Annotated in this window: 15 protein-coding genes and 1 pseudogene; 6 read left to right on the forward strand and 10 right to left on the reverse strand. The window is 75.7% G+C overall.

The features are described from left to right. Window positions 1-86: 86 nt before the first annotated feature. From ACIQ8B_RS25515 to ACIQ8B_RS25535, 5 genes and pseudogenes are all read right to left on the reverse strand, one after another. Complete coding sequence (locus ACIQ8B_RS25515) at window positions 87-1,109, reverse strand: hydroxyacid dehydrogenase (protein WP_403549914.1); 1,023 nt, start codon at window positions 1,107-1,109, stop codon at window positions 87-89. Between the two features lie 28 nt (window positions 1,110-1,137). Then, window positions 1,138-1,335, reverse strand: a complete 198-nt coding sequence (locus ACIQ8B_RS25520; RefSeq protein WP_403549916.1) for a hypothetical protein — start codon at window positions 1,333-1,335, stop codon at window positions 1,138-1,140. Further along, complete coding sequence (locus ACIQ8B_RS25525) at window positions 1,332-1,886, reverse strand: barstar family protein (RefSeq protein WP_403549918.1); 555 nt, start codon at window positions 1,884-1,886, stop codon at window positions 1,332-1,334. The genes ACIQ8B_RS25520 and ACIQ8B_RS25525 overlap by 4 nt, the downstream gene beginning before the upstream one ends. Before the next feature lie 650 nt (window positions 1,887-2,536). After that, on the reverse strand, window positions 2,537-2,935 hold the full coding sequence (locus ACIQ8B_RS25530) for an AraC family ligand binding domain-containing protein (protein WP_290008613.1): 399 nt from the start codon (window positions 2,933-2,935) through the stop codon (window positions 2,537-2,539). 42 nt (window positions 2,936-2,977) lie between these two features. Then, window positions 2,978-3,521 (reverse strand): annotated as a pseudogene (locus ACIQ8B_RS25535) (alpha/beta hydrolase); the annotation flags it as partial. A gap of 420 nt (window positions 3,522-3,941) precedes the next feature. On the opposite strand from ACIQ8B_RS25535, the gene ACIQ8B_RS25540 reads away from it, so the two are divergent. Then, window positions 3,942-4,454, forward strand: a complete 513-nt coding sequence (locus ACIQ8B_RS25540; protein WP_403549920.1) for a hypothetical protein — start codon at window positions 3,942-3,944, stop codon at window positions 4,452-4,454. Window positions 4,455-4,583: 129 nt separating this feature from the next. Here the strand turns inward: ACIQ8B_RS25540 and pgm are convergent, their stop codons facing one another. Both pgm and ACIQ8B_RS25550 read right to left on the reverse strand, forming a co-directional pair. Beyond that, window positions 4,584-6,224, reverse strand: coding sequence for a phosphoglucomutase (alpha-D-glucose-1,6-bisphosphate-dependent) (gene pgm, locus ACIQ8B_RS25545; protein WP_403549922.1), 1,641 nt, complete (start codon window positions 6,222-6,224; stop codon window positions 4,584-4,586). Between the two features lie 107 nt (window positions 6,225-6,331). Beyond that, the gene (locus tag ACIQ8B_RS25550; RefSeq protein ID WP_403549924.1) at window positions 6,332-6,772 is read right to left on the reverse strand and encodes a hypothetical protein; all 441 of its coding nucleotides are present in this window, start codon (window positions 6,770-6,772) and stop codon (window positions 6,332-6,334) included. Window positions 6,773-6,973: 201 nt separating this feature from the next. Between ACIQ8B_RS25550 and ACIQ8B_RS25555 the strand changes: the two genes are divergently transcribed. From ACIQ8B_RS25555 to ACIQ8B_RS25575, 5 genes are all read left to right on the forward strand, one after another. Further along, window positions 6,974-7,123 carry a hypothetical protein gene (locus ACIQ8B_RS25555; RefSeq protein ID WP_290008624.1) on the forward strand — a complete coding sequence of 50 codons (150 nt, stop codon included), beginning with the start codon at window positions 6,974-6,976 and terminating at the stop codon, window positions 7,121-7,123. Between the two features lie 70 nt (window positions 7,124-7,193). Continuing rightward, window positions 7,194-7,610 (forward strand): ATP-binding protein, encoded by a 417-nt coding sequence (locus ACIQ8B_RS25560; RefSeq protein WP_290008625.1) that lies wholly within the window; start codon window positions 7,194-7,196, stop codon window positions 7,608-7,610. Window positions 7,611-7,685: 75 nt separating this feature from the next. Next, window positions 7,686-8,399, forward strand: a complete 714-nt coding sequence (locus ACIQ8B_RS25565; protein ID WP_403549927.1) for an adenosylcobinamide amidohydrolase — start codon at window positions 7,686-7,688, stop codon at window positions 8,397-8,399. Between the two features lie 235 nt (window positions 8,400-8,634). Beyond that, window positions 8,635-10,212, forward strand: coding sequence for a PP2C family protein-serine/threonine phosphatase (locus ACIQ8B_RS25570; RefSeq protein WP_403549929.1), 1,578 nt, complete (start codon window positions 8,635-8,637; stop codon window positions 10,210-10,212). Next, on the forward strand, window positions 10,209-11,285 hold the full coding sequence (locus ACIQ8B_RS25575) for a B12-binding domain-containing protein (protein WP_403549931.1): 1,077 nt from the start codon (window positions 10,209-10,211) through the stop codon (window positions 11,283-11,285). The genes ACIQ8B_RS25570 and ACIQ8B_RS25575 overlap by 4 nt, the downstream gene beginning before the upstream one ends. A gap of 42 nt (window positions 11,286-11,327) precedes the next feature. On the opposite strand, the gene ACIQ8B_RS25580 is transcribed toward ACIQ8B_RS25575, so the two are convergent. The 3 genes from ACIQ8B_RS25580 to ACIQ8B_RS25590 are packed head-to-tail and all read right to left on the reverse strand — an operon-like array spanning window position 11,328 to window position 14,871. After that, window positions 11,328-12,908 carry an NAD(P)/FAD-dependent oxidoreductase gene (locus tag ACIQ8B_RS25580; protein WP_290008634.1) on the reverse strand — a complete coding sequence of 527 codons (1,581 nt, stop codon included), beginning with the start codon at window positions 12,906-12,908 and terminating at the stop codon, window positions 11,328-11,330. Then, window positions 12,905-13,636, reverse strand: a complete 732-nt coding sequence (locus ACIQ8B_RS25585) for a methyltransferase domain-containing protein (RefSeq protein WP_403549934.1) — start codon at window positions 13,634-13,636, stop codon at window positions 12,905-12,907. The genes ACIQ8B_RS25580 and ACIQ8B_RS25585 overlap by 4 nt, the downstream gene beginning before the upstream one ends. A gap of 41 nt (window positions 13,637-13,677) precedes the next feature. After that, a complete protein-coding gene (locus tag ACIQ8B_RS25590; protein ID WP_403549936.1) occupies window positions 13,678-14,871 on the reverse strand; it encodes a lycopene cyclase family protein in 1,194 nt (397 codons plus the stop codon). Window positions 14,872-15,200: the final 329 nt, after the last annotated feature.

Below are 15,200 nucleotides of genomic sequence, written 5' to 3' on the forward strand. Positions count from 1 at the left end.
GCAGGTACGGCAGGGCGCTGCCGGGCCGGCCCAGCGTCAGAAGGCCGTGAGCAGCCTGCCCCCGGCGGGCGGTTCGAACGGGACGCTCAGGCGAGGAAGGCCAGCCTTTCGCGTCGGACGGGGTGCAGGAAGCCCTCTCCGGAGACCCAGCGGGCGACCTCGGAGACGGCCGTGTCGGCGAGCCGGCGCCACTCGTTGCCCTGCGAGCCGGCGAGGTGCGGGGTGAGCAGGACGTGCTCGCAGTCCCACAACGGGTGGTCGGGCGGCAGGACTTCGGGGTCGGTCACGTCGAGCACGGCGCGGATGCGGCCGGCCACGGCGGCGTCGGTGAGCGCGTCCTGGTCGACGACCGCGCCGCGTGCCGTGTTGATGAGCACGGCGCCGGGCCGCATGGCGCCGATCAGGTCCCGGGAGACCAGCCCGCGGGTCTCGGGCAGCAGCGGGGTGTGCACGCTGACCGTGTCGCTGCGCCGGAACAGTTCCGCGAGTCCGACGGTGCGCACGCCGAGCCGCGCGGCCTCGTCGTCGTCGACGTACGGGTCGTGCAGCAGCACCTCGACGTCGTGCGGGCGCAGCAGGTCGATCACCCGGCGGCCGACGAGGGACGCGGACAGGATGCCGACGGCACGGCGGTGGTTGCCGACCGAGCGGGGGGTGCGCGGCCAGTCGGCGCGGACGCGGGCGGTGCGGTACTCGCGGGCGCTCTCCAGCACCCGTTTGCCGGTGAGCAGGATCATCGCGAGGGTGTACTCGGCGACCGGCACGGCGTTGGCCGCGGCGGCGGACGACACCTCGACGCCGCGGTCCCAGCAGGCGTCGGTGACATGGCCGCGGACGCTGCCGGCGGTGTGCACGACGGCCCGCAGCCGGGGCGCCGCCCGCAGCACGTCGTCGTCCAGGGGCGGACAGCCCCAGCCGGTGACGAGCAGCTCGCGGTCGGCGAGCACGGCGCGGGCGGCGGGCGTGGTGAGGTCCCCCAGCACCGTCGGGGCGAGATCGCACAGGGCGGCGAGGGCGGCGCGGGTCTCGGGGTCGAGGACGGCCGCGGCGGCGTCCGGGGACATGGCGAGGGCGGCGCGGGGACGGGGGCCGGGCGTGGACTCGGTCATGTGGGGCGGTGACTCCTTGCGTGGGCGTTCACTGCACGACGCCGGCGGTCGGACCGCTGCGCCGGAAGCGCTGGAGCGGGCCGAGGGCGGGGACCGGCGGCACCACGGCGAGCAGCGATCCCGTGACGGCCGCGGGGCCGTGCTCCACCGGGGCCGGGGCGGAGCTGCTGTGGCGTCTCCCTTCCGCTTCCGTGGGCCGCTGGCGGCCCGCGCTCGCGCGGTTCACTCGAGCACGACGGTGACACCACAGCGTTCGAGGTGCGCGACGACCTCCTCGAAGGAGGGAAGACCGTTCTCGAGGCCGTACACCACGTCCGCGAGTGCACGGCGGGCGACCTCGGAGTCGTGCCGCACCGGCGTGAAGGGCGGGACGACGCCGAAACCGCCGCACAGACAGTCCCCGAAGGCGTTCCACTCCCGTCCGAAGCAGCGGCCGGGTCCGAGCAGGGCTTCGGCGAGGGCGCAATGCAGGCCGGGGACGTCCGTGACGAACCGGCCGTCGAGCCGGTGGACGCCGCCGGACCGGTCGGGCCGGGGCGCGGGAGTCCGCCAGGCACGCGTGGTGAGGTCCAGCCACGCGGTCCTGCCGCGTGTGTCGTACGCCGCCCATCGGCCGGGGGTCTCCGGCGGTCCCTGGAACCAGTGCGCCCAGACGGGACGGTCCGCCGGTGAGGGGCGGTCGTCGCCGCCGTCGGTGAGGGTGATGTCGACGAGTGCGCCGCCGAGCACGGACGGGCGGGCCTCGGTGACGGCCAGACCCACGACGAGGGAGGCCATGCCGCACCGTGGCGGTCCAGGACGAGGAGGCGGCCCCAGTCGCGGTCCGTCCGCCGGGGACGCCGCAGTGCCGTGAGCAGGGGTTCGGCGGGCTCGCACCCGACCAGTCGCAGAGGAACGGGCGCGGGCTCCTTCCGCGTCCGGTACAAACCGTCCACGGCACTGCAGCCGCCCGCGGCGGCTGCCGCCGGTCCCGCGAAGAGTTCGAAGCGCGGTGCGGCGGGCGGGGGGCGGTCACTGTCGTCGACGCTCGTGACACCGGCCCCGGTCACGGTGTCGTGGCGTGCCGGGTCGTCCGGGTGGGACCGGTGAGCCAGGACGACCGCATCGGCCAGGGTCCACCACTGCTGGGGAACGGCGCCGTCCCGGACCTCGACGCCCAGGTCGCCCAGGCTCCCCGGCGTGCCGCTGGGTTGCGCCAGAACCTCGTTCAGCAGACCCTCCGGCCGGCAGCCGCGCAGGGTGAGCACCTCACGCGGCGAGGGCACCGGTTCGACGAACGGTCCTTCCGCTGCGGCGCACTTCCCCCACAACCGCTCGACGCCGTCCTCGTCCTCCTGCACGAGGAGGTGTCCCACCGGGACGCCCCGCCCCCACTCGGCGTGTTCCTCGACGCGCACTCGGCACCCGTCTCCTCGCGTACCGGCCGGTCACGCCTCGCGCGTGCGGATGGTCATGCCCGGTCTGCGGCGGTGGACGGTGAGGTAGGTGAGGCCGTCGGGGCCCGCTGCCAGGGCGCGGGTGGAGCCGTGGGGCAGCCAGGTCAGGGTGCCGGTGGGCAGGGGGTGTTCGCCGTCCGGGGCGGTGAGCGTGCCGTGGCCGGCGAGGACCAGCAGGAGGACGTCGAGGTCGGGCTCGCGGTGGGTGTCCACCCGGTGGCCGGGCGGCAGACGGACGACGTTGGCGTCGAGCTGGCGGCCGGACTCGGCGAGCCGCCACAGCGCGCCGGCGGGTCCGTCGCCGCCGTCAGCGGCCAGTGCGGCCGTGTCGCAGAGGATGCGAGGCAGAGGTGCCTCGCCGTCCGGTGTGCCGGTGTGCTCCGACGTCATGGATCGCCGCCGTCCGTCCCGATTTCCCGGCCGCGCCGGGGGTCACGCGCCTGCTGTCGTGCGGGAACCTAGCACGCGGCCGGGGGGCAGGGCGGCGAGCCGGTCCGTCAGGAGGCGGTCGGTGTCCTCGAGGCGTTCCTGCCGGCCCCGGTGGCCGCAGCCCTTCAGGATGTGCGAGGACACCAGGCCGGGCAGCGTGACCGGGAAGGCGTCGATCGCGTCGGCCATCCACGGGGCGGACGCGCCGAGTTCACCGCCGGCGCACAGGGACGGCCGGGGCAGCGGAGCCCCGTGGTGCTCGGCGGGGTCCTCCCGGTCCCGGTCCACCGCGCGGTAGCGGGCCGGCGCCCCGCTCAGACTCCCCGGAGAACACGTCGGGTTCGGTCTCGCCGGGCCACTCGGGCAGCCGGTCCGCCGGGAACCGTTCGCGGAGGGTTCCGCCCGGCCCGGCGAAGTACGGCGAGGGCGCGCCGGGTGCGGGCATGGTGCCGGCGGACAGGACCGCGTGGAACCCGGCGAGCCGGCCCCGTGCACCGGGCTCGATCCCGGCCTCGGCGCGGTCCGGTTCCTGGAAGTACGACCGGTACCGCTACCAGGCCGTGCCGACGATGCGCGGGTCGGCGACGGAACTGGCCGACGAGGTACCGACGACGCTCGGCGCGGTGGAACCGGTCGACGAGGCGTCGTGTCTGCTGCGCACCGGCTCCGACAGCCTCGATCATCCGGCGGTGTGGGCGGCCACGTTCGGCTCCGGCTTCGTGGTGCGTGAACCTCCGGAGCCGGTGGAGCGGCTGCGGACGCCGAACGGCGCGGCATCAGCGTCGTCCCGGTCGGCGCCGGCTGACCGCCCGGTGCGCGTCGGCCACCCCGTGTCCGCCGTCCGTACCCGCGTGCCGGTCCGCCGTTTCGTCGTTTCCGCGCTGTGCAATGATCCTGGCGGGCCCGGGGGTGCGCGTGCGCCGTGGTGTCGCCGGCGGGCTCCGGCACACGAGAGGAATGGACGGACGTGACCGCGCAGAGACCGGACGACGGCGGAGCGCCGCGGGATCGGGAGGACGGCGTGCCGTCCCTGTCCGACGACGTCTGGCAGCGGTTCCTCATGGACAGCGAGCACGCCATCCGCACGTCCGCCCCGAAGGAGCCCTCCGCACGGCAACGGGCGGCGGGGCGGTCCCCGCACCCAGCGCCTCAGGCACCACCGCGGCCGCCCCGCCACGACGGCGCGGACGCCGTCGGCGACCTCTGGCACCCCGACGACCCCTGGGAGGGCCCCGCCTGGCGCGGACTCGACGGGCGCGCCCGGCTGCGCCGGATCGGACGCGTCGTGGGGGCGGCCGCCGCGATCGCCCTGGCCCTGGGCGCCTGGTCCCAGCTGTCCACCGGCGCCGGCACGCCCGCCGAGGGACCCGGCGACACCGTGCTCCAGCAGTCCGAGGAGGCCCCCGTGACGCTGCCCCCGGGGACGTCCGTGCCGGCCGGGCTCACCACCCCGTCGGCCACCGGGATCCAGGCCGGCTGACATATCCGGCTGAAGGATCCGGCCGACGGACCCGGCTGGCGGGCACGGCCGGCAAGGCCGCCTGACGATCCGGCCGGCACGCCGCCGCCCCGCGCCGTGTGAGCACGGCGCGGGGCGGACGGCATCCGCTCAGCCGCCCAGCGCCGCCAGGACGACCCCCTTGGCCTCCTCCTGCACCCGGCGCAGGTGCTCGGGGCCCCGGAACGACTCGGCGTAGATCTTGTACACGTCCTCGGTGCCCGACGGGCGGGCCGCGAACCAGGCGTTCTCCGTGGTCACCTTGATGCCGCCGATGGGCGCGCCGTTGCCGGGCGCCTCGGTGAGCACCGCGGTGACCGGCTCCCCCGCCAGGGTGTCCGCGGTGACCTGGGCCGGCGAGAGCTTCGCCAGGCGGGCCTTCTCCTCGCGGGTCGCCGGGGCGTCGATCCGCTCGTAGGCGGGCTCCCCGAAGCGCGCGGTCAGTCCGGCGTAGTGCCGGGACGGCGTCTTCCCGGTGACCGCGGTGATCTCGGAGGCGAGCAGCGCCAGGATGATGCCGTCCTTGTCGGTGGTCCACACCGAGCCGTCGCGGCGCAGGAAGGACGCCCCCGCCGACTCCTCGCCGCCGAAGCCGAGCGTCCCGTCGCTCAGTCCGTCCACGAACCACTTGAAGCCGACCGGCACTTCGACCAGCTCACGCTTCAGGTCGGCGGCGACGCGGTCGATCATCGCGGACGACACCAGGGTCTTGCCGACGCCCGCTCCCGAGGGCCACCGCTCGCGGTGCGCGTACAGGTAGCCGATCGCGACGGCGAGATAGTGGTTGGGGTTCATCAGGCCGGCGTCCGGGGTGACGATGCCGTGCCGGTCGGCGTCCGCGTCGTTGCCGGTCGCGATGTCGAAGCGGTCGCGCTGTCCGATGAGGGACGCCATTGCGTGCGGCGACGAGCAGTCCATGCGGATCTTGCCGTCCCAGTCGAGCGTCATGAACCGCCAGGTGGGATCGGTGAGCGGGTTGACCACCGTGAGGTCCAGCCGGTGTTCCTCGGCGATCCGGCCCCAGTAGGCGACGGACGCCCCGCCCAGCGGGTCGGCGCCGATGCGGACGCCGGCCGCGCGGATCGCGTCCAGGTCCAGCACGTTCGGCAGGTCGGTGACGTACGTGCCGAGGAAGTCGTACCGGCCGGTGCCGGGCGCGGCGAGGGCGCGGGCGTACGGGATGCGGCGGACGTCCTTCAGGCCGCCGCGGATGATCTCGTTGGCGCGTTCCTGGATCCAGCCGGTGGCGTCCGAGCCCGCGGGGCCGCCGCTGGGCGGGTTGTACTTGAACCCCCCGTCGACGGGCGGGTTGTGGGACGGGGTGACGACGACGCCGTCGGCGAGTCCCGTGCCGCGGCCCCGGTTGTGGGTGAGCACGGCGTGCGAGACGGCCGGGGTGGGCGTGTGGCCGTCGGCGCTGTCGATGAGCACCGTCACGCCGTTGGCGGCGAACACCTCCAGGGCGGTGACCCGCGCCGGTTCGGAGAGAGCGTGGGTGTCCGCGCCGAGGAAGAGCGGTCCGTCGGTGCCCTGTGCGGCGCGGTACTCGCAGATGGCCTGGCTGGTCGCGGCGATGTGGTCCTCGTTGAACGCGGCCGCCAGCGACGAGCCGCGGTGACCCGAGGTGCCGAACGCGACGCGCTGCCCCGGGTCGTCCGGGTCGGGGTGGAGCGCGTAGTACGCCGTGACCAGCCGAGCGACGTCGACGAGATCCTCGGGACCGGCCGGACCGCCCGCTCGCTCGTGCTGCATGTGCCCACTCCTCCGCAAAAAGTCGGTTGTCACGCTTGCGGAGACATCTTTCCCCGCCGGGGCGTCGCCGCGCGAACGGGGTCGGTCCGCTCCGGCCCCCGGTGCCGTCAGATACGTCCGCCGGTCATCCGGGTCAGGGGCCCGTGGGTGTGACGTTCCGCACGGCGGCCCACCGCGTAGGAGGCGGCGGTCAGCGCGGTCAGTCCGGCGGCCGCGCCGGCGGCGACCAGCCTGCGGTTGGCGATGACCGTCCATGCGGTCTTGGCGCCCGCGGCGACCTGCCCGGAGGCGGTGACGACGGCCCGGCGGCCGGCCTCCACGCCCTTGACGGCGGACTGGGCGGCGCCGTTCGCCGCGCGGGCCGCGCGCTGGGTGCCGGACGCGGCCGCCGACGCGGCGTCAGCAGCCTTGCCCGCGACGCCGTCGGCGGCGCTCTTCGCGGACTCGGTCGTCTTGTCGGTGGCCTGCGCGGTGGCCGACTTGGCCTTGGACGCCGTGGCCCCGACGGTCGAGGTCTTCCGGTTCGCGTTCTTGTTCTGTTCGGTCATGGACACCTGTTTGCCGCAGACCCGGGCGGCAAACACATCCGGTCACGAGGCGCTGCTCACGGTCGGCGATCGTCAACGCGTCGCGATCGGGCGGTGTTTGAGATTCCCGCCCCGCGCCGGGCTGTACCCGGCCGCAGGGGGTAGAGAGGTAGACGAAGGACGGCGGGGACGACACCGCCGACGCTACCGAGAGGAGCTGCCATGCCCGGCATGGTGGAACGCATCAAGCAGTTCGCCCGGAGTCCGCAGGGACGCCGCACGACCGAGCAGCTGCGGCGGACCGCGGCCGACCCCCGGCGGCGGGCGCAGGCCCAGCGGCTGCTGGGACGGCTGCGCGGCGGCCGGCGCTGAGCCGGCCCCTCGCCCGCACCGTCCGGCACGCATCCGTGCGGACGGCAGGCCGATGACCGGAAAGGACTTCATGAACGAATCGTCGGTCCGCACCGTGGGCTGGGCCCGCTCCCTGCCGATGGGCCAGGGTGTCAAGGCGGCCCGTGACTGGGCGCAGGAGCACCTCGCCTCCCTGGGGTGGGACGAGACCGCTCCCGAGACGGTCCATGACGTGCTGCTCACGGTGTCGGAGCTGGTCACCAACGCGCATGTGCACGCCGGTACCGACGCGCAGCTGGTCATGTCGTGGGACACCCGCTGCCTGCACATCTCGGTGCACGACGGGTCCGCCTCCCTGCCCACGCCCCGCGAACCGAGCGAGGAGCGGGTCGGCGGGCGCGGCATGCTGCTGGTCGACGTCCTGGCCGACACGTGGGAGGCCCGCCCCTGCCCCCACGGCAAGACGGTCACCGCCTGCTTCCGCGCGCCGGAGGCCGTCTCCGGGTGATCACCCCGGCGCGGGGCGCGGCCCCGGCACGGCCTACGATCGGCCGGGCCGACCCCCCGCAAGGAGCCCCGCACGGTGACCGCCGTACTGCCCCCGCACCCCGCCACGCCCGCCCTGCCGGCTCCGCGCCGTCTGACCCGTACCGAGGACGGTGAACGGCTGCACGCCCTGCTGTGGACCGCCGGGCCCGGGCGCCGGATGATCAGCAGTGCGGTGCTGGGCGGCGGCATCGGCGAGCGGGCCTGGGTCCTCAACGCGCAGGTGGCGCACGGCTACCGGCGCACCGACCCGGAGCGGCACCTCGCCTCCCTCGCCGCGGACGCGGGCGTGCGCGGGCCGGGGGTGGGCCTGATGACGGCCGCCGACGTGTCGTCGTACGCGCACGCGCGTGACGCGGGGGCCGAGGCGTTCGTCACAGCGGGGATCGACGTGCGCGGCTGGGCCGCGTGGCCCGGTGAGGGCGCGGCGGGCGCCCCGGACCCCGGCACCGTCAACGTCGTGGTGGCCGTGCCGGCCGCGCTGTCCGACGCGGCCCTGGTGAACGCGGTGGCCACCGCCACGGAGGCGAAGGTCCAGGCGCTGGTGGAGAGCGGGTACGACTGCTCCGGCACCCCCACCGACGCGGTGTGCGTCGTCGCCGACGCCCCGGCCCCGCACCGGGAGGCGCACGCGTTCGCCGGGCCCCGGTCGCTGTGGGGGGCGCGACTGGCGCGCGCCGTGCACCGGGCCGTACGGGACGCCGTGACCGCGGCCGGCCGGGACCGTCCTGCCGTCCGCCGCCGGACATGAAACACCTGTTCCGGGGTACACGGCGTCGCATGGACGGCCTGGCCGAGCGGGCAGGTTGCTTCGCGGGCACAGATGGGGGACCGTTGCCGCCGTACCTGCTCACGCCGACGAGAAGGGGGGTGGGTGCGCGGCGCGCACCTCGTTCGTGATTCCTTCCCCCGGTTCCGGTGCCGGTCCGTGCGATACGCGCGACGGATCCGTTCCCACGTGGGACGACGCGCCCTGCCCCGTTCTGGTGCTGGACGCCCGCGGCCGGATCGTCGGCCGCAACCGCGCCGCCCGCCGCCTCACCGCGGCCTCCCCCGCCTCCGACACCCCGCCGTCCTGGCTGGCCGACGCGCACCGGCGCCAGGTCGCCGGAACCGACGTCCCGACGGCGGACACGCCGGCCGGGACCTTCGGCGACCGCTCCTACGAGGCCCGGCCCTCCCCCGCCGGCGACGGCCACGTGGCCTGGTGGCTGTTCGACCGTACCGACCTCGTGCGGGCTCAGGCGGCCGTACGGGAGACCCGTGAGCGGGCCGACGCCACCTCCGGCCTCTTCAGCACCCTGCTGTCCTCCCTCAACGTGCCGCGCTGCGCGGAGGTCGCCGCCCGGATGGCCACCGACCACCTCGCCGAGGCCGCCGTGCTGATCACCCCGCCGACCGGCCACCGGTACGCCGTCACCCACGCCCTGCGCGGGCAGCGGGTGGTGCGGGAGACCCGGCAGATCGACCCGCTCACCGTCCCCGGCCTCGACGAGGCCCTGCGCGGCTTCCCGCCGGTGCCGGCCCGCTGGATCAACCCGGACGCCGTACCGGACTGGGTGGTCCCCGAGGGCTTCTCCGGGCCGGTCGGCTCCGTGCTGGTCACGCCGCTGCCCGGGCACGGGGTGCCCGCCGGCGCTCTGATCCTGCTGCGCTCGGACACCGAGAAGGGGTTCTCGTCCGAGGAGGAGGCCTTCGCCCGGCTGTTCGCCTCACGCGCGGGCACCGCCCTGTCGGCGGCGCGCCTGTACAGCGAGCAGACCGCCATCACCGGCACCCTGATGCGGGAGCTGCTGCCGCCGCCGCTGAGCCGCGTGCACGGCGTCGACTACGCGGGCCGCTACCGCACCGCCATGGACCACGAGCGGGTCGGCGGCGACTTCTACGACGTCCACCCCGGCCCGGACGAGTCCGCCGAGACGTTCGTCGCGCTGGGCGACGTGGCCGGCAAGGGACTGGACGCGGCGGTGCTCACCGGGAAGATCCGCAACACGCTGCACGCGCTGCTGCCGCTCGCCTCCGACCACCTCCGGGTGCTGCGCATGCTCAACAGCGCCCTGCTCACCTCCCACCACGCCCGGTTCGCCACCCTGGTGCTGGCCTCCGTGGACCGCCGGGACGACGGCTCGGTACGGCTGCGGCTCACCAGCGCCGGGCATCTGCCGCCGCTCGTGGTGCGCACGGACGGCCGGGTCGAGGAGATGCCCACGCAGGGCACCCTCGTGGGCGCGCTGCCCGAGGTGACCGCGCGCACCGTGGAGACCGTCCTCGCCCCCGGCGACACGTGCCTGCTCTACACCGACGGCATCACCGAGGCCCGCGGCGGGCCCCTGGGCGGTGAGCTGTTCGGCGAGGAGCGGCTGCGGCAGGCCCTCGGGGGATGCGGCGGCATGCCGGGCGAGGCGCTGGTGGAACATGTGCAGATGCTGGCCGCGCAGTGGCTGGAGCCGGGCAGCCGGCACGACGACATGGCCGTCGTCGCCATTGGCGCCCCGCGCAACGGCCACCCGGCGGACGACGGCGCGCCGGCCGGTGGGCGCGGACGAGCACGGAGGAAGGCATGAGCGGTCCCCGGTCCTCGGCCGGTGAACTGGGCGAGGCGCTGTGGAAGGCGGTCGTCGAGGGCGACGAGTACGAGGCCGTCGACGTCGTCCGCGGCGCCCTGGCGGACGGCTGGCAGGAGGAGGACCTGCTGCTCGACGTGGTCGCGGCGGTGCAGGCGAGGGTCGGTGTCGAGTGGGCGGCCGACCGCATCAGCGTCGCCCAGGAGCACGCCGCCACGGCGATCAACGAGCGGGTGATCACCGCCCTCGCGCATCTGTCCCCCGGCATCCGGCCGGCGGCCCGCCGGGGCCGGGTCACGGTGAGCTGTGTGGACGGCGAGTGGCACGCGTTCCCGGCGCGGCTGGTCGCCGAGACGCTGCGGCTGCGCGGCTGGCAGGTGGACTACCTCGGCGCGCAGACGCCGACGCCGCACCTGGTCGCCCACCAGCACCACACCGACTCCGACGCCGTGCTGCTGTCCGGGTCGATCCCCACCCATCTGCCGCGGGCGCACACCGCCATCACCGCCTGCCGGTCGGTCGGCGTGCCGGTGGTGGCGGGAGGCAGGGCGTTCGGCGTGGACGGGCGGTACGCGCGCGCCTTGGGCGCCGACGGGTGGGCCCCGGACGCGCGGGGCGCCGCGGCCGTGCTGGAGGCCGGGCTGGACAGGCCCACGGGCGTCCGGCAGGCCGTCGACGACCTGCCGCACCTGGCCGACCAGGAGTACAGCGTGGTCGCCCAGTCGCGCGGCCGGCTGGTCAAGGAGACGCTGACGGAGCTGGAACGCCGCTTCCCGCCGATGCGGGAGTACAGCGAGGCGCAGCGGGAGCGCACGGCGGAGGACCTGGCGCACGTCGTGGACTTCCTGGCCACCGCCCTCTACGTGGACGCCGTGGAGGTGTTCACCGACTTCCTGGGCTGGACGGCGGACGTGCTGTCCGCGCGCAACGTCCCGCCGCACTCCCTGGTGACCGGCCTGGACATCCTCGCCGACCACCTGTACGACTTCCCGCGCGCCCTCGCCATGGTCCGGGCCGGCGCCGCCCGTCTGACCGGCAGGACCGACCCGGCGGTCACGGACACGGTGGTCTGACGGGAAGGGAGCGTGAGCGTCACGCTCCCCGGGCATGAGCGGTCACGCCCCCTCCCGTCGCCTCCGGCGCCCCACCGCCCCCGCCAGCCCGCGCAGCACCGCGCTGCGGCCGCGGTCGGGGACCGTCCAGAGCGGCTGGCCCCGTACGCCCCAGCGTTCCAGCAGGGCGTTCGCGGCGAGGAAGCCGGTGGTCGCCGCGCGTTCCATCAGGGCGACCGGCAGGGACGTGCGGACCAGGTCGCCGGCCACCACCAGGCCCGGGTCGGGCGTGCGGACCGTGGGCCGGTCCTCGTGGCCGCCCACCGGGAAGAGGGGGCAGTCGGTGCCCCACTCGTGGCGGGCGTCGACGATCGCCGCGTTCCGGGTCTCCGGATAGACGCGGTGCACCTGGTCGAGCAGCCGCTTCTGTTCGACCTCCGGGGACGACTCCGGGGGCAGGGCGTAGGCGTGCAGTTCGACGACGGATCCGCCGGTGCGGGCGGCCCAGCGGGCGGCCTCGTCCTCGTACCGTTCGAGGACGCTGACGTTGTCGAGGGTGCCGTAGCCGCTGGTGCCGAGGAAGCCGGGCCGGTCGGGGGCGACCGGGCGGTCCAGCCAGAGGCGGGAGACCAGGAACGGCGGGGCGTTGCGCAGCCGGGCGATCCGCTCCCGCCAGGGGGTGTCGCCGAGCCGGACGGAGCGGTCGACGAGGGCGCGCAGTCCGACGGCGTCCAGGGCGAGCACCACGGTGTCGTGGCGCTGCTCGTCCCGGTCGGTGGCGACCGCGTACCCCCCGCCGTCCAGGGGTTCGACGTGCTCGACGGGGGTGGAGGTGCGCAGGTTCGCGCCGTGCCGGTCGAGCAGGGCGGCGAGCGGCTCCCACAGGGCCGCCGGGAAGGGCGCGGCCGGCACGTCGAACAGCAGGCCCTCGGAGGAGCCGAGGAAGTAGATGTGGAACATCAGCGCCATCTCCGCGGCCGACAGCAGCCGCGGGTCGGCGAAGAAACTGCGCGAGAACACCTCGAACGCCAGGTGCCGGGCGCTCCGCGGGAAGCGGACCGCGTCGAGGAAGTCGTGCGCGCTGACGGAGTCGAGGCGCTCGTACACCTCGGGCACGCGGACGTCGAGCAGCGGCAGCGCGGCCGCCGCGTCCATCCGGGGCAGGTCGCGCAGCGGGAAGGACGGGCTGAGCGCGGCGAACCCGAGCGCGCTCCACGGCGGGGTGCGGGGCACGTGCCGGAAGCTGTCGCAGGTGCCGTCGCTGTGCCGCAGCGGGTAGTCGGGCAGCGGGGTGAGGCGTTCCAGGGCGGGGTCGGTGCGCCGGAGCAGGCCGCGCAGGTTGTAGTACTGGCGGAAGAAGGCGTGGAAGCCGCGGCTCATCGTCGCGGGCGTGCCGTCCTTCAGGTCGACGGGCCAGCCGCCGACGCGTCCGCCCAGGTAGGGCCGGGCTTCGTAGAGGGTGACGGCGACGCCGCGCTCGGCGAGGGCGGTGGCGGCGGCCAGTCCGGCGATGCCGCCGCCGACGACGGCGGTGCCGGGCCGGCGGTCGCCGTCGACGCGCGGCGCGCCGGGCGGGGGCATCAGCACGCGGGCGCGGCGGTCACGTCCGCGGCGGGCGGCGGCGGGGCGGTGCGGGCGGGTCATCGCGCGTCCTCCGGCACGGTGAGGGGCCGGCGCCCGGTGAAGGTGTGGGTGATGCCGGTCTGCCAGCCGGGCAGCGGCAGGCGGCGCACACGGTCGAAGCCGTTCGCCCGCAGCCGGTCCGCGAACCGGTCGGCGGTGTCGAACTCCACGACGCTGCGCCACAGATGGCGGTACAGGTCGCCGTCCCCGAGCAGGGTCGCCACGGGCTGGACGACGCCCCGGCAGACCAGGGTCCACACGGCACGGTCGGTGCGGCGTCCGCCGAGGGTGTACTCGTGCACCGCGAGGCGTCCGCCGGGCACGAGCAGTGCGCGCACGGTGCGCAGTACGGCGTCGGGGTCGGTGACGTTGCGGAACAGGTAGGCGGCGAAGACCGCGTCGAAGGGTCCGGTCACGCCGGCCTGCGCGAGCCGTTCGGCGGGCGCGTGGGTGAACGTCACGTTCGGCGGCCAGGTCTTGGCGGCGGCCCGCTCCAGCATGCCCGCGGAGGCGTCCACGGCGGTGATGTCCGCGCCCGGCAGCGCCTCGGCGAGCGCGGCGGTGGAGGCGCCGGTGCCGCAGCCGAGGTCGAGCACGCGCAGCCCCTCGCCGCCGCAGGGCAGGCCGAGCCGGCGTGCGGAGCGGCGCAGATGGGCGTGGTAGCCGGGGTTGGCGGCGACCAGGGTGTCGTAGCTGCGGGCGGCGTGGTCGAAGGCGGCGGCGAGGTTCTCGTCGCGCAGGAGGGTCATGGGGTCTCCGGGGTGGCAGGGACTGGACGTACCGGGGGCGGTCAGGGGCCTTCGTAGGGGCGGCGGGGCAGGCCGGGCAGTTCGAGCGCGGAGCGGAGCATCGGGCCGGCCGGTGCGTGCAGGCCGACGGCGAGGTCCTCGTGCAGGCGGGTGTCGCCGTCGAGGAACCGCAGCAGCCGGCGCATGGGGACGCGGTCGAAGAGCCGGCAGAACAGGGCGGGCCCGTCGGCGCGGCCGCCGGCCAGGGCGCGCAGCAGCACGGCGTCCATCGCCCGGGAACGGGCCGAGTGGGCGGGCGGCGGCACCGGGCGGCGGCCCTCGCGCAGGGCGGCGGCGACGGCCCGGGTCTGCCGCTGGAGACCGGCGAAGGTGTAGCCGGTGGAGGGGCGGGTGGCGCCGCCCGCGGCCCCGATGCGGAACACGGACTGGCCGGTCTGCCGGGGCATCACCGCGTCGGTCATCGGGATGACACCCGTCTCGGTGGACAGCACCTCGAGGTCGCCGAGCCGCAGCACGTCGTCCGTGTAGTGCCGTACGGCCGCCTCGTAGGCGTCGGGGGCGAGGGGCCGGGGGGAGAACTCGGTGTACTCCACCAGGGCGTCGTGCCGGCCGAGGGGCAGGACGTAGCCGAAGGACAGACCGTCGGCGGGCTGCGGGGTGCGGAAGTCCATCAGTTCGGCGGTGCCGGGCTCGAAGGCGGGCCGGGCGGTGCGCACGAACCAGCCGTGGAAGTGCTGGAGCAGCGTGGTGCGGGCGGCCGGCAGGCTGCCCGGCGGACGGGAGTCGAACACCCAGCGGGCCCGGACGACACGGGCGTGGCCGTCGCCGTCACGCAGCCGGACCAGCGCTCCCCGGGGCACGTCCTCCACGGTGTCGACGGTGCCCTCCACGCGCCGGACGTCCGCGCGGTCCGCCAGGTCGCGGGCGACGAGGTGCTCGAAGTCGTCGGAGCGGATCATCTTGTAGCGCAGCGGCGCGATGTCCCCGTCGATGCCGCGCCCGGCGGGATCGCGGACCCGCAGGCGCCGCCAGGACGCGGTGACCGCGGCGTCGAAGCGGCCGGGGCCCGCCTCCCAGAAGCACCAGGTGCGGCGCGGCGGCCGCAGCGGTCCGGGCGGCGCGTCCAGCAGGGCGACGGACGGCGCCCGGCCCCCGCTGCCGGGCCCGGCCAGCCGGTGGGCCAGGGACAGCCCGGCCGCCCCCGCCCCGACGATCGCGACGTCCGCGTCCAGCACGCCGGCACCACCCTCCTCCGTACGACACGACTCCGTACGCATCCGCGTGACCAGTTGTTTCCGTCCGTGTGCCCGGTCGGATCCGGGTCACTCGGGCGTGAGACGACGGGCGCGACCGGGAAGGCATGCGCCGGTCGTCCGGCGTACCGGAGCGATGCGCATGCCGATGAGAGGAAGACACCGGATGCTCCCCACTGGGGCCAAGGAACACCGCGCGGCGCTCGGGCCGCGCGCGCCGCGCCCGGCTCACCCGCCGGGACCCACCGTCCGGGTGCCGTCCGTCCGCGTGACGGCGGGGCCCGCGGACGGCCGTACGACAGGGCGCCGCG

Source organism: Streptomyces sp. NPDC096105, from assembly GCF_044763335.1.
Taxonomy (GTDB): Bacteria; Actinomycetota; Actinomycetes; order Streptomycetales; family Streptomycetaceae; genus Streptomyces.